A 17,964-nucleotide genomic window follows, 5' to 3' on the forward strand; every position below is an offset into this window, starting at 1 on the left:
ATCAGAACGGGATCTCGTCGTCGAATTCCGATCCGCCGCTGCGCTCGGGCGCGCCGCCCCCCTGGCGTCCGCCCTGGCCCCCCCCTGATAGCCGCCCGATGCGCCGCCGGCCGAGCCGCCCCGGTCATAATCGCCATAGCTGTCATCATAGCCGCCCCGTCCGCCGCCCTGCGCGCCGCCCTGCCCGCCAGGGCCGCCGCGTCCGTCGAGCATGTGCAGTTCGCTGCGGAAGGGGCGCAGCGCGACCTCGGTGGAATAGCGGTCGGCGCCGGACTGGTCCTGCCATTTGCGGGTTTCCAGCTGGCCTTCGATATAGACCTTGGAGCCCTTTTTCAGATACTGCTCCGCCACCCGCACCAGCGGTTCGCTGTGGATGACGACCGTGTGCCATTCGGTCCGCTCGCGCCGTTCGCCCGAATTGCGGTCCTTCCACTGTTCCGATGTGGCGATGCGCAGGTTGGCGATCTTGCCGCCGTTCTGGAAGGTGCGGATTTCGGGATCCTGACCCAGATTGCCGACCAGAATGACCTTGTTGACACTGCCTGCCATGAGCGGCTCCTTGGGGTGCTGGGGCGGCTTTTATCCGCCTTGGGTTGACAAAGGGTTTAGAACGGCCTGCGCGCCGCCGCCAGAGTCGCCGCGATGGCGGCGGGGGGCACGTCATCGGCGACGAAGGCTTGGCCGATCCCGCGCGCAAGGATCAGCCGCAGGCGGCCGGCGACGACCTTCTTGTCCTGCCTCATCAACGCGATCAGGGCGGCATCTTCGGGCAGATCGCCCGGCACGTCGGCCAGGGCGCGGGGCATGCCCATGGCGGCAAGATGGGCCGTGACGCGGCCCGGATCTTCCTGCGAACAAAGGCCGAGGCGCGCGGACAGGTCGAAGGCCAGCGCACAGCCGATCGCCACCCCCTCGCCATGCAGAAGCCGGCCCGAATAGCCCGTCGCCGATTCGAGCGCATGCCCGAAGGTATGCCCCAGGTTCAGCAGCGCCCGTTCGCCCTGCTCGGTCTCGTCGCGCGCGACGATGCCGGCCTTCATCGCCACGCAATGGGCGACGGCATGCTGCAAGGCGGCCCGGTCCGTGCGCAGGCGCGGCCCGTTGAGCTCGAGCCATTCGAAAAAGCCCGCATCCCCCAGCAGCCCGTATTTCACCACCTCGCCATAGCCGGCAAGGAAATCCCGTTCGGGCAGGCTGGCCAGCACATCGGTGTCGGCCAGCACCAGGGCGGGCTGGTGGAAGGCGCCGATCAGGTTCTTGCCCTGCGGCGAATTGATCCCCGTCTTGCCACCGACCGAGCTGTCCACCTGGGCCAGCAATGTCGTCGGGATCTGGACGAAGCGAACGCCCCGCCGCAGGATCGCCGCGGCAAAGCCCGCCAGATCGCCGATCACCCCGCCGCCCAGCGCGATCACGATGTCGGCGCGCTCGATCCGTTCGGCAAGCAGCCATTCCACCGTCCGGCCAAGCTGGTCCCAGGACTTGCTCGCCTCGCCTGCCGGCAGGGCAAGGGCGCTCGCGGCGATGCCGGCGCGATTCAGGGCGGCGGCAAGGCGCGGCAGGTGCAGCGCGGCCACATGCTCGTCGGTCACGATCGCGGCGCGCGGCCGCGCCAGCAGCGGCGCGATATGATCGGCCGCGCGCTCGATCAGGCCGGCGCCGATGCGGACATCATAGGACCGGGCGCCCAGGGGGACGGAAACGGTGCGGGTCATCACGGCTCCAGCAGGTCGGGGTGGCGGTCGCGCAGGGCGTCGAGCACCCGCAGGGTGGTATCCTCGACCGAATCGCCCGCGCCCACGGGAACGGTGATGTCGGCAAGGGCATAGCTGGGCGCGCGCCCGGCCAGCAGCCGTTCCATGGTGCCCCGCGGATCGGGCGTGCGCAGCAGCGGCCGGCCGGGCCGCTGGCGGACGCGGTGCCACAGGACCGGCAGCGGCACGTTCAGCCAGACCGAAACCCCCGCGCGGGCCACCGCTTCGCGGTTGGCCGGGTTCATCCAGGCGCCCCCCCCGGTCGAGACGACGGCAGGCGTGCCCCCCAGCACGCGCGCCAGCACCTCGGATTCGCGGGCGCGGAAGAACGCCTCGCCGTCGCGCGCGAAGATCTCGGGGATGGTCATGGCGGCGGCGCGCTCGATCTCGGCATCGGTATCGCGCAACGGGGCATGGAGCCGGCGGGACAGTTCGGCCCCCACAGCCGACTTTCCCGCCCCCATCATGCCGACGAGCACGATGCTGCGTCTCACCTGGGCTGCCCCCTCTTGCCTTGTTCAGGGCCTGCTGATGCCGCGAAGCGGGCGCAAACGCCACAGCAAAATGCCCCGCGTCGGCCTGCGCGGGCCATGCGGCTTTTCCCCCGGGGCGCGGCGCGTTACAGCAGAGCCGACCGGGCAGCCGGTAACAGGCCGCCCGCCCGTCCGGCCCGTCAGGAAGGAACCATCGCCATGCGCCTGCTGCGCGTCATCGTCGTCTTGCTGGCTGTCGCGCTGATCGCGCTGGCAGGCTATGCCTATTTCGGGGATATGCGCGCCGATCCTCAGCATATGCGGGTTCCGGTGCAGATCGACCTGGGCGGGCTGCCAGCCGGTGCGCCTGCCCCTGCCCCCGCCCCTGCCGCGCCCGCAACCCCCGCGAACGACGGCGCGGCGGCAGCGGGCCGGGACAACGCCGGGGCGCCCGGCAACCAAGGCGGCGGGACGGGCAATGCGTCGCTGGATTGATCTGGCGCTGGCCGGGGCGCTGTTGCTGGCGGCCCCGGCAGGGGCGCAGGATTTCGGCGTGGGAATGCCGCGTGCGGCCAGCGACTGGCTGGCCGGCAAGGCGCCCCCGCCCCCCGGCCCCGTCTCGGCCTGGCGGCCGGGCGAGGACAAGCCCGCCGACGCCCAGCGCCGCCGCAGCGCCAAGCCCCCCCCGGCGCGCCCTGCCCAGAGCGCGGCCTCACGCCGGGCGGTGGCGAGCACGGCCTCGGTTCCGCGCGTCGGGGTCACGCGGCTGGCCGAGGGCAATCCCGATACCAAGGGCGTGATCCCGGCGGGGGCGGCGGGCCTGCCGCGCGATCTGTGGGGCCCTGCAAGCGCGGCCGACCTGTCCCAGGCGATCGCCGCGGCCCAGCCGCGCCTGCAGGCGACACGCGCGCTGCTGGTGCGGATGCTGGCCGCGCAGCTTGCGCCCCCTGCGGGCAGCGCGCCGGGCGACGAGGGGCGGCTGTTCCTGGCCCGGCTGGACCGGCTGATCGGGCTTGGGCTGCTGGACGAGGCGCGCGCCCTGCTGCAATCGGCTGGTGCGCCGAACGCCGAGGTGTTTTCCCGCAGCTTCGATCTGGCGATGTATGAGGGCGATGCGGGGGCCGTCTGCGCGCAGATGGCGCAGCGGCCTGGCCTTGCCCCCGGCCTTGCGGCACGGGTCTATTGCCTGGCGCAGGCGGGCGATTGGTCGGCGGCGGCCCTCACCTTGCGGGGCGCGCGGCAGGAACGGCTGATCCCCGATCAGACGCTGGCATTGCTGGAGCGGTTCCTCGACGACAGCTCGGCCGATCTAGGCGATGCGCTGCCTGATCCGCACACGGTCACGCCGCTGGAATTCCGCCTGTCCGAGGCGATCGGACAGCCGCTGGCCACAGGTGATCTGCCGGTCGCCTTCGCCTGGACCGACCTGGGTCCCGAGGCGGGGTGGAAGGCGCAGATCGAGGCGGCCGAAAGGCTGGCGCGCGCAGGCGCGATCGACCCGGCGCGCCTTGCCGCGGCCTATGCCGAACAAAAGCCCGCCGCCTCGGGCGGCGTCTGGGACCGCGCGGCGCTCTATCAGCGGCTCGACGCGGCGCTGGTTTCGGGGGATACGGCGGCGCTGTCCTCGGTCCTCGTCGCGGCCGAGCCGGCCTTTGCCAGGGCGGGGCTGCTGGCGGCGCTGGCGCGGCTGATCGGGCCGCGCCTGCCCGGCGCGGTGCTGGACGGGCCGGCGGCCGAGACGGCCGCGCATCTGCGCCTGCTGGCCGCGATCCCAGTGCCCGGCGCGGCCCGCCTGCCCGGGGCAGACCGGGCGCTGGTGAACATCGTCGAGGGGACGGCGCCCGTTGCCGGCGACGCGGGTGCCACCACCACCCCGGACGCTGACGCTGCACCTGCGCCATCCGCCGCAGGCGCCCCGGCACCTGCTACGGCGCCAGGCGCCGATGCCTCGCCCGCCCTGCCATCCGGGCCGGGCGGGACCGCGCCCTATCCCGCTGCGGCGTTCCCTGCCGGCAGTCCGGGCGCCGCCTTTGCAGGGGCGCTCGGCGCCGTGCCGGTGCCGCAGGCCCCGCCCGAGGGGCGGGGCATGGCGCTGCTGCGCGCAATGGCCGATGCCGAGGCGGGGCTGGACGGCGATGTGCAGCGCGCCGCCGCCGGCCTGCGCCGTCTGGTCGAACTGGGGCAGCCGGACGCGGCCCGCCGCACGGCGGTCGAGCTGCTGCTGGCCGATCACCTCGGCCTGCGGCGTTGACAAAGGCATCCGCCCGACAGCCCGACGATCTGCGCCGCATCAGCGCCTTTCTGGATGCACGCGCGGCCGAGACCGGCGCGGCGCGCAACACGCTGCTGGCCTATGGCCGCGACCTGGCCGATCTGGCCGCCTTTGCGGCCGCGCAGGCGACGCCCCTGGCGGCGCTCAGCCGCGAGCAGATCGAGGATTACCTGGCCCGCTGCGAGGCCGAGGGCCTGTCCACCGCCACCCGCGCCCGCCGCCTGTCGGCGATCCGCCAGTTCACCCGTTTCGCGCTCGAGGAAGGCTGGCGCGAGGACGACCCCGCCATCCGCCTGTCCGGCCCGGGCCGCAGCAAGCGCCTGCCCAGGGTGCTGGCCCAGGACGAGGTCGGGGCGCTGCTGGCGGCTGTGCCCGACCACGGCCCGACGCCCGAGGACCGCCTGCGCAACACCGCCGCGATGGAACTGATCTATGCCACCGGGATGCGCGTAAGCGAACTGGTCAGCCTGCCGGTCGCGGCCGTGCGGGGCAATCCCGAGGTGATCCTGATCCGCGGCAAGGGCGGCCGGGAACGCATGGTGCCGCTGACCGATCCGGCGCGGCGGGCCGTCCTGGCGTGGCTGGCCGTGCGCGACGGGGCGGGGGCGGACAGCCCGCTGGGCCGGCTCGTGCGGGGCAACGGGGCGCGCTGGCTGTTTCCGGCGCGCGGCGCGGCTGGGCACATGACGCGGCAGGCGTTCCACGGCATGCTGGCCGATCTGTCCGCGGCGGCCGGCCTGCCCGCAGGCAAGGTCACGCCCCATGTGCTGCGCCATGCCTTCGCCACCCACCTTCTGGAAGGCGGGGCGGATCTGCGCGCCATCCAGGCGCTGCTGGGCCATGCCGATCTGGGCACCACCGAAATCTACACCCATGTCCTCGATACGCGGCTGCGCGAGCTGGTCCTGACGCGCCACCCCCTGGCCCGGCCGCCTCAGGGCGACTGACGCCCCCGCCCCCGCCCCCGCCGCCTTGCAACCGCGGCAGGGTCTGCCTATCACCCCAGCAAGCCGCCCGTTCCATCCCGAGGATCCATCCGATGCCCCTGACCAAAGCCCGTCTTGCCGATCCCGACCACTGGAGCCTCGCCAGCGCCATCCGCGCGCTGTCGATGGATGCGGTCGAGGCCGCCAATTCGGGCCATCCGGGGATGCCGATGGGCATGGCCGATGTCGCCACGGTCCTGTGGGGCAGGCACCTGAAATTCGACGCGAGCGCCCCCAACTGGTTCGACCGCGACCGCTTCATCCTGTCGGCGGGCCACGGGTCCATGCTGATCTATTCGCTGCTGCATCTGACCGGCTTTGAACAGATGACGCTGGACCAGATCAGGAACTTCCGCCAATGGGGCGCCGTCACGGCCGGCCATCCCGAATACGGCCATGCCGAGGGGGTCGAGATGACCACCGGCCCCTTGGGTCAGGGGCTGGCATCCTCGGTCGGCTTTGCCATCGCCGAGGCCAAGATGCGCGCCGAGTTCGGCGAGGAACTGTGCGACCACCGCACCTGGGTCATCGCCGGCGACGGCTGCCTGATGGAAGGCATCAGCCAGGAGGCGATCGCCCTGGCCGGTCATCTGCGCCTTGGCCGCCTGATCGTGCTGTGGGACGACAACGGCATCACCATCGACGGCAAGGTCTCGCTGTCGGACGCCACCGACCAGATCAGGCGGTTCGAGGCGTCGGGCTGGCGCACGATGGTCTGCGACGGCCATGACGCCGCCGACATCGACCGCGCCCTGACCGCCGCCAAAGAGGATGACGGCCGCCCCGTGCTGGTCGCCTGCCGCACGACCATCGGCTATGGGTCGGCAAAGAAGGGCGGCACGTCGGGCGTCCACGGCTCGCCCTTGGGCGCAGACGAGATCAAGGCGACGCGGCTGGCCTATGCGTGGGAACACGGCGATTTCGAACTGCCCGACGATCTGATCGCCCGCTGGCGCGAGATCGGCCGCCGCGGGGCGCCGCTGCGCGAGGCATGGGCGGCGCGCGTCGATGCGCTGCCGCAGGACCGGCGCGATGCCTTTGCCGCGCGCGTTTCGGGCGAGGCGAACCCCGCCCTTGCCCCCGCCATCGCCGATTTCAAGCGCAAGGCCAGCGCCGACAAGCCCAAGGTGGCAACCCGCAAGGCGTCTGAAATGGTGCTGGCCGCGGTCAATGCGGTGCTGCCCGAGACCATCGGCGGCTCGGCCGACCTGACCGGGTCGAACCTGACCAAAACCGCCGATCTGGGCATCTTCGACGCCCAGAACCGGGCCGGGCGCTATATCCATTACGGCATCCGCGAACACGGCATGGCGGCGGCGATGAACGGGCTGGCGCTGCATGGCGGCTTCCGTCCCTATGGCGGCACCTTCCTGTGCTTTGCCGACTATGCCCGCGGCGCGATGCGCCTGTCGGCGCTGATGGGGGTGCCGGTCGTCTATGTAATGACCCATGATTCCATCGGCCTGGGCGAGGACGGCCCCACCCACCAGCCGGTCGAGCATCTGGCGATGCTGCGCGCGACGCCGAATACCTGGACCTTCCGCCCCTGCGACGTGGTGGAAACCGCCGAGGCGTGGGAACTGGCGCTGTCCACCGAAACCACGCCCTCGGTCCTGGCGCTGTCGCGGCAGAACCTGCCGGTGCTGCGCACCGACCACACCGACGAGAACCTGTCCGCCCGCGGCGCCTATGTACTGCGCGAGGCATCCGCGCAGCCGCAGGCGATCCTGCTGGCCTCCGGCTCCGAGGTGGAGATCGCCGTGAAGGCTGCCGAGACGCTTGAGGCGGACGGCATCCCCGCCCGCGTCGTTTCGGTTCCCTGCATGGAGCTGTTTGCCGGCCAGCCCGAGGACTACCGCCAGCAGGTGCTGCCCGAGGGGCCTGTCCGCATCGCCATCGAGGCGGCCCTGCGCCAGCCCTGGGACTGGCTGCTGATGGGCGAGCGGGGCGATTGGCGGCGCTGCGATTTCGTCGGCATGACCGGCTTCGGCGCTTCCGCCCCGGCCGACCGCCTTTACAAGGAGTTCGGCATCACTGCCGAAGACACCGTGCAAAAGGTCAAGGCGCTGCTGTGAGCGGCGCCCTGCGCGGGCGGCTCATGCCCCCCGCCGCGATCCTGCGCGCCGCAATGCATCCTGGCTTTTCCCGCCTGCTGCCGGCCGTTCCGGCCGCATGGACGGCCCCCTGATGGCCGGGCCATTGCAACCGGGGGCAGGACGCACGGTGGGCAAGGGCCGCGCTGCGGCAATGCCTGCACTGACGGCGCACCAGACGGGCGGCATCCTGATGCTGCTTGCCTCGGTGTTCCTGTTCACGCTGATGGACGCGCTGGGCAAGCATCTGACAGCGCGCTATCACCCGGCGCAGGTGATCTGGATGCGCATGGCGATCAATCTTGCCATCGTGCTGGTCGTCCTGGCGCCCCGGCTGCGTTCGCTGGCGCGCTCGTCCGCGCCGCTGCTGCAGGTGGGGCGGGGGCTGACGCAGGTCGGCTCGATCGGTCTCTTCTTCGCCGCGCTGCAGTTCATCGGGCTGGCCGAGGCGACGGCCATCATGGACTGCAACCCCGTTCTCATCACGCTGGCCGCGGCGGTGTTCCTGGGCGAGCGTATCGGGATCCGCCGCATCGCGGGGATCGCGGTGGCGCTTGCGGGGGCGCTGGTCATCATCCGTCCGGGGACCGGGGTTCTGCATCCGGCCGCGATCCTGCCGCTGCTGGCGGCCTTCAGCTATGCCGCCGGGGCGATCATGACGCGGATGGTGCGGGGCGATTCCACCGCGACCTCGATCCTGTGGTCCACGACGGTGGCCACGCTGGCGGCATCCACCGTCGTCCCCTTCGTGTGGCAGCCCATCGCGCCGGGCGATCTGTGGGCCTTTGCGGCGATGGGGATGATCGGCACGGTTGCGCAGACCCTGCTGATCCGGGCCTTTTCCCTGGCCGAAGCGGCCGCCATCGCGCCGTTCGGCTATACCGGGCTGATCTGGGCCGGGCTGTGGGGGTGGCTGTTCTTCGGCGCGGTGCCCGATCTGTGGACATTCGTGGGCGCGGCGATGATCGTGGGTGCGGGCCTTTATGTCTGGGCGCGCGAGGCGCAGTCCATGCGCGCCGCCCGGCGATGAGCGGGCGGCCCCCGGCCGCGCTGCCCGACCGCCTGGCCAGCGCGGCATTCCGCCTGCTGGTCGCGGTGCTGGGCCTGCTGCCCTATCCGCGCCGCATCGCCGCGATGGGCTGGCTGTTTGCCCATGTGGCCGGCCCGCTGGCGGGGTGGCGGCGGCGCATCCGCGCCAATCTGGCGCTTGCCCGGCCCGACCTGCCCGCGGCCGAGATCCGCCGCCTGACCCGCGCGGTTCCCGACAATGCCGGCCGCGCCCTGATCGAGATCTATTCGGGGTCTGCGTTCACCGCACGCATTACCGCCAGCGATCCGCTGACCGGCCCCGGTCTGGGCGCGCTCGAGGCGGCGGCGGCGGCGTGCCGGCCGGTGATCCTGGCCTGCGCGCATTTCGGCAATTACGACGCCATGCGGACCGCCATCGCCGCGCGCGGCTGGCCGGTCGGGGCGCTTTACCGCCCCATGAACAACGCCGCCTTCAACGCCCATTACATTCCGGCCATGCAGGCGATCGCCCAGCCGCTGTTTGCCCGCAGCGGCCGGGCCGGCCTGACGGGCATGATCCGCTTTCTGCGCGGGGGCGGCATGCTGTGCCTGGGCTTTGATCAGTATGACCGCCACGGCGCGACGCTGCGGCTGTTCGGGCTGCCCACGCAGACGGTGCTGACCCCGGCGGAACTGGCGCTGAAATATGGCGCGCTGCTGGTTCCCATCGCGGCGATCCGCCAGCGCGACGGGCTGTCCTTTCGCGTGCAGGTCGGCGCCCCCGTCGCGCCGGGCGATCCGGCCGCGATGATGCAGGCGCTGAACGACGATCTGGAAACCCTGGTGCGCGCCCATATGGACCAGTGGTTCTGGGTCCACCGCCGCTGGAAGAACCTCGGGTTTCCTTGCCCCGCACCAGCGTCTATAAGCGGCCCCGACAGCGCCCCCGCGAGAACGGCCCAAGGCAGAGAGACCGATGAGCGACACCCACAAGACCCGTCCGCATGACAGCGACGCAGCCTTCATCCAGGCGCTCGCCGAACTGCTCAACCGCAACGAGCTGACCGAATTGTCGGTCAAGCGCGAATACGGTGAAAACGACAAGCTGACGGTCGCGCTGTCCAAGCATGGCAGGCAGGTGCTGGTGCAGGCCGCCCCTGCCGCCCCTGCCCCTGTCGCCGCGCCCCTTGCCGCGCCGGCACCCGCCGCGGCCGCCGCGCCGGCGGTTGCCACCGATCCGGCCAGCCTGCCGGGGGCCGTCACCTCGCCCATGGTCGGGACCGCCTATCTGGCCGCCGAACCGGGGGCCGCGCCCTTCGTCACGCTCGGCCAGCAGGTGGCCGAGGGCGACACGCTGATGATCGTCGAGGCGATGAAGACGATGAACCACATCCCCGCCCCGCGCGCCGGCACGGTGCGCCGCATCATGGTCGAGGACGGCACCCCGGTCGAGTTCGGCACCCCGCTGATGATCGTCGAATGAGGCACCCGCGATGTTCGACAAGATCCTGATCGCCAACCGCGGCGAAATCGCCCTGCGGGTGATCCGTGCCTGCCGCGAGATGGGCATCGCCTCGGTCGCGGTCCATTCCACCGCCGACAGCGACGCCATGCATGTCCGCATGGCGGACGAATCGATCTGCATCGGGCCGGCGCCCTCGCCGGCATCCTATCTGAACATGCCGGCCATCGTCTCGGCCTGCGAGATCACGGGCGCGCAGGCGATCCATCCCGGCTATGGCTTTCTGTCCGAAAATGCCCAGTTCGTGCAGATGGTCGAGGATCACGGCCTGACCTTCATCGGGCCGCGCGCCGAACATATCCGCATCATGGGCGACAAGATCACCGCCAAGGATACGGCCCGCTCGCTGGGCATCCCGGTGGTGCCGGGATCGGACGGGGGCGTGCCCGACGTGGACGCCGCCCGCCAGGTCGCAGGGGCGATCGGCTATCCGGTCATCATCAAGGCGACTGCCGGCGGCGGCGGCCGGGGCATGAAGGTCGCCCGCGACGAGGCCGGGCTGGAGGTCGCCTTCCGCACCGCCCGGTCAGAGGCCAAGGTCGCCTTCGGCAACGACGAAGTCTATATCGAGAAATACCTTCAGCGTCCGCGCCATATCGAGATCCAGATCTTCGGCGATGGCCGCGGCAAGGCCGTTCATCTGGGCGAGCGGGACTGCTCGCTTCAGCGCCGCCACCAGAAGGTTCTTGAGGAGGCCCCCGGCCCCTCGATCACGCCCGAGGAACGCGCCCGCATCGGCGGCATCTGCGCCGACGCGATGGCACGGCTGAAATACGCCGGCGCCGGCACCATCGAGTTCCTCTATGAGGACGGCGCCTTCTATTTCATCGAGATGAACACCCGCCTGCAGGTCGAGCATCCGGTGACCGAAGCGATCTTTGGCGTCGATCTGGTGCGCGAGCAGATCCGTGTCGCCGCCGGCGAGCCGCTGAGCTTTGCCCAAGGCGATCTGGTGATCCGCGGCCATGCGATCGAGGCCCGCATCAATGCCGAACGCCTGCCGAATTTTTCCCCCTGCCCCGGCAAGGTCACGCAATACCACGCGCCGGGCGGGCTGGGGGTCAGAATGGACAGCGCGCTCTATGCCGGCTATTCGATCCCGCCGAACTACGACTCGCTGATCGCCAAGCTGATCGTCCATGGCCGCGACCGGGACGAGGCGCTGGCGCGGCTGAACCGCGCGCTGGGCGAGCTGATCGTGGACGGGGTGGACAGCACGATCCCCCTGTTCCGGCGCCTGCTCAAGGATCCAGAGATCCAGCGCGGCGACTATTCCATCCACTGGCTGGAACGCTGGCTTGAGACGGCCGAGTTCTGATGACGGGGTAATGGGCCGAAAGCCGGCGGCTGGGCCTTACGCCCGACCCTTCGCGGCGGCCGGGCATGTTCCGGCCCGCCTGCGCCTTGACAAGGCGAGCGCCGCGCCGGTGCCGTCGGGGGCGCCCCCCTGCCGGGGCAAGGGCGGCGCGGTGGTTGCACGGCAGGGCCTTGCAAGGCCGGGCGGGGCGCCAGGGGGCGCGGGCGCGCCTTTCCCTATTGATGCCCCTGTCCCATATGCCGGAAGGGCCCGTGCCGCGGCGGGTCAGCCGGCCAGACAATTCGCGCCGCCCCATCAGGGCGGTGATCTGCGCAGTGGAAACGGTGATGACAACGACACGATCAGGCGGGCATCCGTCCGGCAATGACCATGGGGGCGCCAGTGCGAGGCCCCGGCCGCCGGAGCTGCCCATGATTGCGTCAACCCGGCTTACCCCTGCGGAACTGCTTGCCGGCTATGCGAACGGCATCTTTCCGATGGCCGGCTCGGCCGGTGATCCGGGGCTGTCATGGTTCAATCCGCCGCGGCGCGGCATCCTGCCGGTCGGCGGGGTTCACGCCTCGCGCTCACTGCTGCGCGAACTGGCGCGGGGGGGCTGGACGGCCGATGCCGCGCCCCGTTTCGACCTGATCGTCGATCACTGCGCCAACCGGCCCGAGACTTGGATCAACGCCCCCCTGCGCGCGCTTTATGCCGCCCTGCACGAGGCCGGGCATGCCCATGCGCTGGCCGTCTACAAGGGCGGGGTTCTGGCGGGCGGCCTGTTCGGGGTCAGCCTCGGGGGTGCGTTCTTCGGGGAAAGCATGTTCTCGACCCAGGCCAGCGGATCGCGGATCGCGCTGCTGTGGCTCTCCGATCATCTGGACCGATGCGGCTTCACGCTGCTGGACACGCAATACCGCTCGGCCCACCTGGCCAGCATGGGCGGGCTTGAAATCCCACGCCCCGTCTATCAGGCGCGTCTGGCCGAGGCGCTGCAGCTGACCGTCCGGTTCGACGAAAGGCCGCTGCAGGACGCGGCCGGGCTGCTGGACACGCTGCGGGCGCGGCGCGCCTAGCGGGCAACCTCGTCCGTGCCTGCGGCGGCTGGGGCCGGGGGGATGGCGTCTGCCGGGGCATCGCCGGGCGATGCGTCCGGCGCGGCGTCAGTGCCCTGGTCGCCGGGCATGTCATCCTCGCCCTCGCCGCCGGTTCCCTGCACCGGGGGGGCGCCTTCGCCATCCGGGCCGGCGCCTTCGCCGCCCTCGGGCACCGCGGTATCGGGCACATAGGTCAGGTCAGGGCGCGCCGTGGCCGTGCCGTCGGTGCAGGCGACCACCCATACGTCATAGCGCGCATCGTCCAGTGCCGACAGCGCCGGCGACGAAGCGATCATCCAGCCGGCGAACAATGTCTTGCGCGCCGTGCGATCGGTGATGGTCAGTTGGGCAAAGGCATCCGATTCGGGATCGGCGGCGGGATAGCGGCATTCGCCCAGGCGCACCTCGAGCCGGCCGAACTCGACCGCATCGCCAGTATTGACCGGCAGGTCGGTGCTTTGGCCCGATACCTTGTCCAGGCCCCGCAGCAACGCCCCCTGCCCCCGCGCAACGTCCCCGTCCACCAACGGCGCGACAGTTTCGGCCCGCGTGCCGGGCGCCACATCGGTGCTGGCGCGCGTCTGGGCCGCTGCAGGCAGCGCCTGCACCAGCACCGCGGCCACCATTGCAGGACGGATCATGGCGCCCCCTTGTCAGCGGCATCGCCCTTGCCGCCCTGGGAATCCAGAAACTTCATCATCAGCGCCAGCAGGCTGACCGAGCCCTGCACATCCTCGATCTCGTCACCGGGCCTGAGCATGTCGGCAGCGCCGCCCGGCCGCAGTTCGATATAGGACCCCCCCAGCAACCCGTCCGACTGAATCAGCGCGGCGCTGTCGGTCGGCAGGGCGATGGTGTCGGGCACCTGCAATTCCGCCTCGGCATAATAGGTCTGGGGGTTCAGCCTGACATCGGACACGCGCCCGACCCGCACGCCGGCCAGCCGCACCTCGGTGCCCTTCTCGACCCCGTCCACATTCGGAAAGGCGGCGCGCAGGGAATAGCTGCCCCCGGCTGCCCCGCCCGGTCCACCCGTGGCCCAGACAAGAAAGCCCGCCGCCACCGCCAGAACGAAAGCGCCGACGACCAGCTCGACGCGTTCAGCCGCCTCGGCCATCTATTCCGGCTGCCAGGCGTCATAGTCGCGCCGCGGCTTGGGCGCGGCGCGATAGAGCGATCCCGGCGGGTGATAGGCCCCCGGCATCCCGGTGAGGTTCGGCACATGAGGCCGTTCCCACGGCTTGCGCGGCAGCGGCACCTGCGAGGGCGCGGCGTCGATCGTGAAATGCAGCCAGCCATGCCATTCGGCCGGAACCCGGCTCGCCTCGGCCTCGCCGTTGTAGATGACCCAGCGCCGCTTGCCGCCGGCGGTCTGGTAATAAATGTTGCCGAAGCTGTCCTCGCCGACCCTGGTGCCGTTGCGGGCGGTCCACAGCTGCGTTCCCAGCGTCTGGCCGTTCCACCAGGTCAGCAGGCGATCGACGATCCACATGGGCAGGCTCCCGCAAAATCCGCTCCTCGTATCGCTCATCGTCGCGGCAAGGTCCAGCGCCTTGGGCGGGTGCGCCCGCGGCCCAACGCAGCCCCTTGCGCAGTTCTGCGCCGCGCGGAAAGCTGATCGGGCCGAATGGGGGGTTGAAGGGAATGACCGAGGTTCTGATCGCAGGCGGCGCCGTGATGGGCGCGTCCGTGGCCTTCTGGCTGACCCGGATGGATCCCGGCATCAGCGTCACGGTGATCGAGCCTGATCCGGGCTATGCCACCTCGTCCACGGCGCTGTCGGCGGCCGGTATCCGGTCGCAGTTCACCAACCCCGTGAACGTCGCCATCAGCCGCTTTGGCATCGCCTTCATCCGCGACTTTGCCCGCCATACCGGCCCGGCCGGCGGGGTGCCCGATCTCGGCCTGCGCGAGAACGGCTATCTTTTCCTCACCGAGACCGAAACCGGCGCCGCCCAGCTTGAATCGCTGGCCGCCATGCAGCGCGGCCTCGGGGCGGGCACGCAGGTGCTGGGCCCGGCCGAACTGGCCGCCCGCTTTCCTTGGATGACGCTGGACGGGATCACCGCCGGTTCCTTCGGCCCGCGCGACGAGGGGTTCTTCGACAATATGGGCCTGTTGTCGGGGATGAAGAACGCCGCCCGCGCCGCCGGCGCGCGCTGGATCACCGACCGGGTGGACAGGTTCGAACGGGACGGCGACCGGATCACCGCCGCCGTCTTGGCATCGGGCGCGCGCCGGGGGGCCGATGTGTTCGTGAACTGCGCCGGTCCCCGTTGCGCCGGCCTGATGCGCAGCGTCAACCTGGATCTGCCGGTCGAGCCGCGCAAGCGCACCATCTTTGTGGTCGATGCCCCCGCCGCCCGCCAGCCGGACGCCCCGCTGGTCATTGACCCTTCGGGGATCTGGATGCGCCCCGAGCATGGCCAGTGGCTGGCCGCCACCGTCCCCGCCACGGACGGCCCCTGCGCCGAGGATGACTTCGCCCCCCAGTCCGAACTGTGGGAGGATCACGTCTGGCCGGCCCTCTATGAGCGCTGCGAGGGGTTCGAGGCGGCCAAGGTCGTGCGCGAATGGGCGGGGCACTATGCCTTCAACACCCTGGACCAGAACGCGATCCTGGGGCGCAATCCGCAGGTGCCCAATCTTTACCAAGCCAACGGATTTTCCGGGCACGGATTGCAGCAGGCCCCCGCCGTGGGCCGCGGGGTGGCCGAGCAGATCGTCCATGGCGACTGGGTCACGCTCGACCTCAGCGAGCTTGGGATGCAGCGGGTGCTGGACGGCCGGCCCTTTGCCGAAGCGGCGATCGTGTGAGGCGAGGCGAACCATGGCCGCCCTTGCACCGGGCGGCTTGGCGTCCGGGGGGCGGACGCACCGGCCCGCAGGGCGGGGCCGCCGGCGGATGCGCGGCAAGGATGACCTTGCAGGCGGCGAGCCATGGGCGCAGAGGGGCGGCCATCGCAGAGGCATCTTGTCTAAGGGTGCCGCCTTGTGATCTGCATGGCCTCTCGAACCCTGGTCACGACACCGCATGCCCTTCACCATCGCCATCGACGGACCTGCCGCCTCGGGCAAGGGCACCATCGCCCGCGCCCTCGCGGAACGATTCGGCTTTCATCATCTCGACACCGGTCTGCTCTATCGGGCCGTGGGGGCGATGGGCGGCGATCCGATCGCCGCGGCGCAGGCGCTGAGCGCCGACGACCTCGCCCGTCCCGACCTGCGCAGCGCCGAGGCCGGTCAGGCCGCCAGCCGCGTTGCCACCATCCCCGAGGTGCGGGCCGCGCTGGTTGACTTTCAGCGCCGCTTTGCCGCGCGGGCGCCGGGGGCGATCCTTGACGGGCGCGACATCGGCACCGTGATCTGCCCGCAGGCGGCGGTGAAGCTGTTCGTGGTCGCGGCCGATCTGACCCGCGCACGGCGCCGCGCGGCCGAGTTGGGCACGGATGTGGAGGAGATGCTGGCCCAGCTGCGCGAACGCGATTCCCGCGATGCCGCCCGCACCACCGCGCCCCTGCGCCCGGCCGAGGACGCCGTCACGCTCGACACGACCGCGATGAGCATCGAGGACGCCGCCGCCGCCGCCGTGCGCATCGTGCAATCCCGCCTTTCGTGAAGGGCGGGCACCTTGCCCGGTGCCCGCCCGACGGCGCTGCCCGAACGCGGGGCGAATCGCCGCACCAGCGCGGCGGCTGCCTTTTTGCGTCTCAGCTCATCAGCCGCGATTTCACCAGCGCACCGGCGGCGCCAAAGTCCATCTGCCCCGCATGGCGTTCGCGCAGGGCCGCCATGACGCGCCCCATGTCGCGCACCGATGCCGCGCCCAGATCAGCAACCGCCCGGTCGATCGCATCCGCGATCTCGGCCGGGTCGAGCTGGCGGGGCAGGAATTCCTGGATGATCCCGATTTCCTGCGTCTCGCGCTCGGCCAGCTCCAGCCGCCCGCCTTCCTCATAGGCGCGGGCCGATTCCTGGCGCTGCCTGACCATCCTGGACAGCAGCGAGGTGATGTCCTCATCGGCCAGTCCGGCCTGCCCTGCCTCGCCGCGCAGGGCGATCTCGCGGTCCTTGATCGCCGCCCCGATCAGCCGCAGCGTCGAAAGCCGCACCTGATCCTTGGCGCGCATCGCTTCTTTCGTCGCGTGCTGGATTTTCTCGCGCAGTTCCATGCCGTCCTCGCTGTCTGTCTGCGGTGGGCTTGCCCCCAACCTCGCGCGATGGTCAAGCCACCTTGACCGCGCCGCCCGCTTCCCTTAGCCATCGACCGATTTTTCCAGGGGTAGTCGATGGAACAGAAACCCACCGCGTGCCTAGCACTGGCCGACGGGACGATCTTCTATGGCCAGGGCTTCGGCGCGACTGGCGCGGTGGTGGCCGAGCTGGTCTTCAACACCGCCATGACCGGCTATCAGGAGATCATGACCGATCCCTCATATGCCGCGCAGGTCGTCACCTTTACCTTTCCGCATATCGGCAACACGGGCGTCACGCCCGAGGATGACGAGGCGTCAGATCCTGTCGCCGCCGGCATCGTGGTCAAGTGGGATCCCTCCGAGCCGTCCAACTGGCGGGCGGCCGGCGATCTTGCCGGGTGGATGGAACGGCGCGGGCGCATCGGGATCGGCGGCATCGACACGCGCCGCCTGACCCGCGCCATCCGCCAGCAGGGCGCCCCGCATGTGGTTCTGGCGCATGATCCGCAGGGCAATTTCGATATCGAAGCGCTGGTCGCTCGCGCGCGCGCATGGCCGGGCCTGGTGGGCATGGATCTGGCCCGCGGGGTCAGCTGCGCGCAGAGCTATCGCTGGGACGAGGGCCTGTGGCGATGGAACGAGGGTTTCGGCGCCCGCGGCACGGGCACCCCTTTCCGCGTCGTTGCCGTCGACTACGGGGCCAAACGGAACATCCTGCGTTCGCTCGCCGAAAGCGGCGCCGATGTGACGGTGCTGCCCGCGACGGCGACGGCCGATGAGATCATGGCACACCAGCCCGAAGGCGTCTTCCTGTCGAACGGGCCGGGCGATCCGGCCGCGACCGGGGCCTATGCCGTCCCGATGATCCGAAGCCTGCTGGACCATGATCTTCCGATCTTCGGCATTTGCCTCGGCCATCAGATGCTGGCGCTTGCCCTGGGGGCCAGGACGGTCAAGATGAACCATGGCCATCACGGCGCCAACCACCCCGTCAAGGATGTGGAAACCGGCAAGGTCGAGATCACCTCGATGAACCACGGTTTCGCGGTTGATGCCCAGACCCTTCCCGAGGGCGTGATCGAAACCCATGTCAGCCTCTTCGACGGCTCGAATTGCGGGCTGAGGGTGGCGGAACGGCCGGTCTTTTCGGTCCAGTATCACCCCGAGGCAAGCCCCGGCCCGCAGGACAGCGCCTATCTGTTCCAGCGCTTCGCCGATGCCATGCAGGCGCGCCGCGGGGGCTGACCATCCGGCAGGATTAAC

General features: G+C 70.8%; 18 protein-coding genes and 1 pseudogene. 12 read left to right on the forward strand and 7 right to left on the reverse strand.

Translation table 11 applies throughout. The annotated features are described in order from the left end of the window. Position 1: 1 nt before the first annotated feature. The 3 genes and pseudogenes from ssb to B0A89_RS13825 all read right to left on the reverse strand — a co-directional run bounded on the left by ssb (position 2) and on the right by B0A89_RS13825 (position 2,221). Positions 2-549, reverse strand: a pseudogene (gene ssb / locus B0A89_RS13815) (single-stranded DNA-binding protein). A gap of 56 nt (positions 550-605) precedes the next feature. Further along, positions 606-1,718, reverse strand: coding sequence for a 3-dehydroquinate synthase (aroB, locus tag B0A89_RS13820; RefSeq protein WP_420814398.1), 1,113 nt, complete (start codon positions 1,716-1,718; stop codon positions 606-608). After that, positions 1,715-2,221 (reverse strand): shikimate kinase, encoded by a 507-nt coding sequence (locus B0A89_RS13825; RefSeq protein ID WP_240558711.1) that lies wholly within the window; start codon positions 2,219-2,221, stop codon positions 1,715-1,717. The genes aroB and B0A89_RS13825 overlap by 4 nt, the downstream gene beginning before the upstream one ends. A 225-nt stretch (positions 2,222-2,446) precedes the next feature. On the opposite strand from B0A89_RS13825, the gene B0A89_RS13830 reads away from it, so the two are divergent. The 9 genes from B0A89_RS13830 (at position 2,447) to aat (ending at position 12,484) form a co-directional block, all read left to right on the forward strand. Further along, positions 2,447-2,722, forward strand: a complete 276-nt coding sequence (locus tag B0A89_RS13830) for a hypothetical protein (RefSeq protein ID WP_157115361.1) — start codon at positions 2,447-2,449, stop codon at positions 2,720-2,722. Next, positions 2,706-4,478 (forward strand): hypothetical protein, encoded by a 1,773-nt coding sequence (locus B0A89_RS13835; protein WP_157115362.1) that lies wholly within the window; start codon positions 2,706-2,708, stop codon positions 4,476-4,478. The genes B0A89_RS13830 and B0A89_RS13835 overlap by 17 nt, the downstream gene beginning before the upstream one ends. After that, positions 4,475-5,446, forward strand: coding sequence for a tyrosine recombinase (locus tag B0A89_RS13840; RefSeq protein WP_085378606.1), 972 nt, complete (start codon positions 4,475-4,477; stop codon positions 5,444-5,446). Before B0A89_RS13835 ends, B0A89_RS13840 begins: the two co-directional genes overlap by 4 nt. Before the next feature lie 92 nt (positions 5,447-5,538). Beyond that, positions 5,539-7,560 (forward strand): transketolase, encoded by a 2,022-nt coding sequence (tkt, locus tag B0A89_RS13845; protein WP_085378607.1) that lies wholly within the window; start codon positions 5,539-5,541, stop codon positions 7,558-7,560. Positions 7,561-7,657: 97 nt separating this feature from the next. Then, complete coding sequence (locus B0A89_RS13850) at positions 7,658-8,608, forward strand: DMT family transporter (RefSeq protein WP_240558566.1); 951 nt, start codon at positions 7,658-7,660, stop codon at positions 8,606-8,608. Continuing rightward, on the forward strand, positions 8,605-9,594 hold the full coding sequence (locus B0A89_RS13855) for a lysophospholipid acyltransferase family protein (RefSeq protein WP_085378608.1): 990 nt from the start codon (positions 8,605-8,607) through the stop codon (positions 9,592-9,594). Before B0A89_RS13850 ends, B0A89_RS13855 begins: the two co-directional genes overlap by 4 nt. Continuing rightward, positions 9,563-10,069: an acetyl-CoA carboxylase biotin carboxyl carrier protein gene (gene accB / locus B0A89_RS13860; RefSeq protein ID WP_085378609.1), complete on the forward strand. Its 507-nt coding sequence runs from the start codon at positions 9,563-9,565 to the stop codon at positions 10,067-10,069. The genes B0A89_RS13855 and accB overlap by 32 nt, the downstream gene beginning before the upstream one ends. Positions 10,070-10,079: 10 nt before the next feature. Continuing rightward, positions 10,080-11,426 (forward strand): acetyl-CoA carboxylase biotin carboxylase subunit, encoded by a 1,347-nt coding sequence (accC, locus tag B0A89_RS13865; RefSeq protein ID WP_085378610.1) that lies wholly within the window; start codon positions 10,080-10,082, stop codon positions 11,424-11,426. Between the two features lie 410 nt (positions 11,427-11,836). Beyond that, positions 11,837-12,484 carry a leucyl/phenylalanyl-tRNA--protein transferase gene (gene aat, locus B0A89_RS13870; RefSeq protein WP_085378611.1) on the forward strand — a complete coding sequence of 216 codons (648 nt, stop codon included), beginning with the start codon at positions 11,837-11,839 and terminating at the stop codon, positions 12,482-12,484. Here aat and B0A89_RS13875 read toward each other — a convergent pair. From B0A89_RS13875 to B0A89_RS13885, 3 genes are read right to left on the reverse strand one after another with little or no spacing between them, the layout of a single operon-like run. Further along, entirely contained in the window at positions 12,481-13,146 is a 666-nt protein-coding gene (locus B0A89_RS13875; protein WP_085378612.1) for a DUF2155 domain-containing protein, read from the reverse strand. The two genes, aat and B0A89_RS13875, sit on opposite strands and share 4 nt — an antisense overlap. Beyond that, positions 13,143-13,622 carry an outer membrane lipid asymmetry maintenance protein MlaD gene (mlaD, locus tag B0A89_RS13880; protein ID WP_085378613.1) on the reverse strand — a complete coding sequence of 160 codons (480 nt, stop codon included), beginning with the start codon at positions 13,620-13,622 and terminating at the stop codon, positions 13,143-13,145. Before mlaD ends, B0A89_RS13875 begins: the two co-directional genes overlap by 4 nt. Next, positions 13,623-13,997, reverse strand: a complete 375-nt coding sequence (locus B0A89_RS13885; RefSeq protein WP_085378614.1) for an NADH:ubiquinone oxidoreductase subunit NDUFA12 — start codon at positions 13,995-13,997, stop codon at positions 13,623-13,625. 152 nt (positions 13,998-14,149) lie between these two features. Between B0A89_RS13885 and B0A89_RS13890 the strand changes: the two genes are divergently transcribed. Continuing rightward, on the forward strand, positions 14,150-15,322 hold the full coding sequence (locus B0A89_RS13890) for an NAD(P)/FAD-dependent oxidoreductase (RefSeq protein WP_240558567.1): 1,173 nt from the start codon (positions 14,150-14,152) through the stop codon (positions 15,320-15,322). A gap of 217 nt (positions 15,323-15,539) precedes the next feature. After that, the gene (locus tag B0A89_RS13895) at positions 15,540-16,124 is read left to right on the forward strand and encodes a (d)CMP kinase (protein WP_085378616.1); all 585 of its coding nucleotides are present in this window, start codon (positions 15,540-15,542) and stop codon (positions 16,122-16,124) included. Between the two features lie 91 nt (positions 16,125-16,215). Here the strand turns inward: B0A89_RS13895 and B0A89_RS13900 are convergent, their stop codons facing one another. Beyond that, complete coding sequence (locus B0A89_RS13900) at positions 16,216-16,677, reverse strand: GatB/YqeY domain-containing protein (protein ID WP_085378617.1); 462 nt, start codon at positions 16,675-16,677, stop codon at positions 16,216-16,218. 117 nt (positions 16,678-16,794) lie between these two features. Between B0A89_RS13900 and carA the strand changes: the two genes are divergently transcribed. After that, positions 16,795-17,946 carry a glutamine-hydrolyzing carbamoyl-phosphate synthase small subunit gene (gene carA / locus B0A89_RS13905; protein ID WP_085378618.1) on the forward strand — a complete coding sequence of 384 codons (1,152 nt, stop codon included), beginning with the start codon at positions 16,795-16,797 and terminating at the stop codon, positions 17,944-17,946. Positions 17,947-17,964: the final 18 nt, after the last annotated feature.

It is taken from the genome of Paracoccus contaminans (genome assembly GCF_002105555.1).
Lineage (GTDB): Bacteria > Pseudomonadota > Alphaproteobacteria > Rhodobacterales > Rhodobacteraceae > Paracoccus > Paracoccus contaminans.

Excerpts from the sequence above, each read along its gene's own strand:
- B0A89_RS13895 (WP_085378616.1), top strand. The coding sequence starts at position 15,540 with ATGCCCTTCACCATCGCCATCGACGGACCTGCCGCCTCGGGCAAGGGC.
- aat (WP_085378611.1), top strand. The coding sequence starts at position 11,837 with ATGATTGCGTCAACCCGGCTTACCCCTGCGGAACTGCTTGCCGGCTAT.
- mlaD (WP_085378613.1), bottom strand. The coding sequence starts at position 13,622 with ATGGCCGAGGCGGCTGAACGCGTCGAGCTGGTCGTCGGCGCTTTCGTT.
- accB (WP_085378609.1), top strand. The coding sequence starts at position 9,563 with ATGAGCGACACCCACAAGACCCGTCCGCATGACAGCGACGCAGCCTTC.
- B0A89_RS13850 (WP_240558566.1), top strand. The coding sequence starts at position 7,658 with ATGGACGGCCCCCTGATGGCCGGGCCATTGCAACCGGGGGCAGGACGC.
- carA (WP_085378618.1), top strand. The coding sequence starts at position 16,795 with ATGGAACAGAAACCCACCGCGTGCCTAGCACTGGCCGACGGGACGATC.
- B0A89_RS13835 (WP_157115362.1), top strand. The coding sequence starts at position 2,706 with ATGCGTCGCTGGATTGATCTGGCGCTGGCCGGGGCGCTGTTGCTGGCG.
- B0A89_RS13855 (WP_085378608.1), top strand. The coding sequence starts at position 8,605 with ATGAGCGGGCGGCCCCCGGCCGCGCTGCCCGACCGCCTGGCCAGCGCG.
- B0A89_RS13900 (WP_085378617.1), bottom strand. The coding sequence starts at position 16,677 with ATGGAACTGCGCGAGAAAATCCAGCACGCGACGAAAGAAGCGATGCGC.
- tkt (WP_085378607.1), top strand. The coding sequence starts at position 5,539 with ATGCCCCTGACCAAAGCCCGTCTTGCCGATCCCGACCACTGGAGCCTC.
- B0A89_RS13885 (WP_085378614.1), bottom strand. The coding sequence starts at position 13,997 with ATGTGGATCGTCGATCGCCTGCTGACCTGGTGGAACGGCCAGACGCTG.
- B0A89_RS13825 (WP_240558711.1), bottom strand. The coding sequence starts at position 2,221 with ATGATGGGGGCGGGAAAGTCGGCTGTGGGGGCCGAACTGTCCCGCCGG.
- accC (WP_085378610.1), top strand. The coding sequence starts at position 10,080 with ATGTTCGACAAGATCCTGATCGCCAACCGCGGCGAAATCGCCCTGCGG.
- B0A89_RS13890 (WP_240558567.1), top strand. The coding sequence starts at position 14,150 with ATGACCGAGGTTCTGATCGCAGGCGGCGCCGTGATGGGCGCGTCCGTG.
- B0A89_RS13875 (WP_085378612.1), bottom strand. The coding sequence starts at position 13,146 with ATGATCCGTCCTGCAATGGTGGCCGCGGTGCTGGTGCAGGCGCTGCCT.
- B0A89_RS13830 (WP_157115361.1), top strand. The coding sequence starts at position 2,447 with ATGCGCCTGCTGCGCGTCATCGTCGTCTTGCTGGCTGTCGCGCTGATC.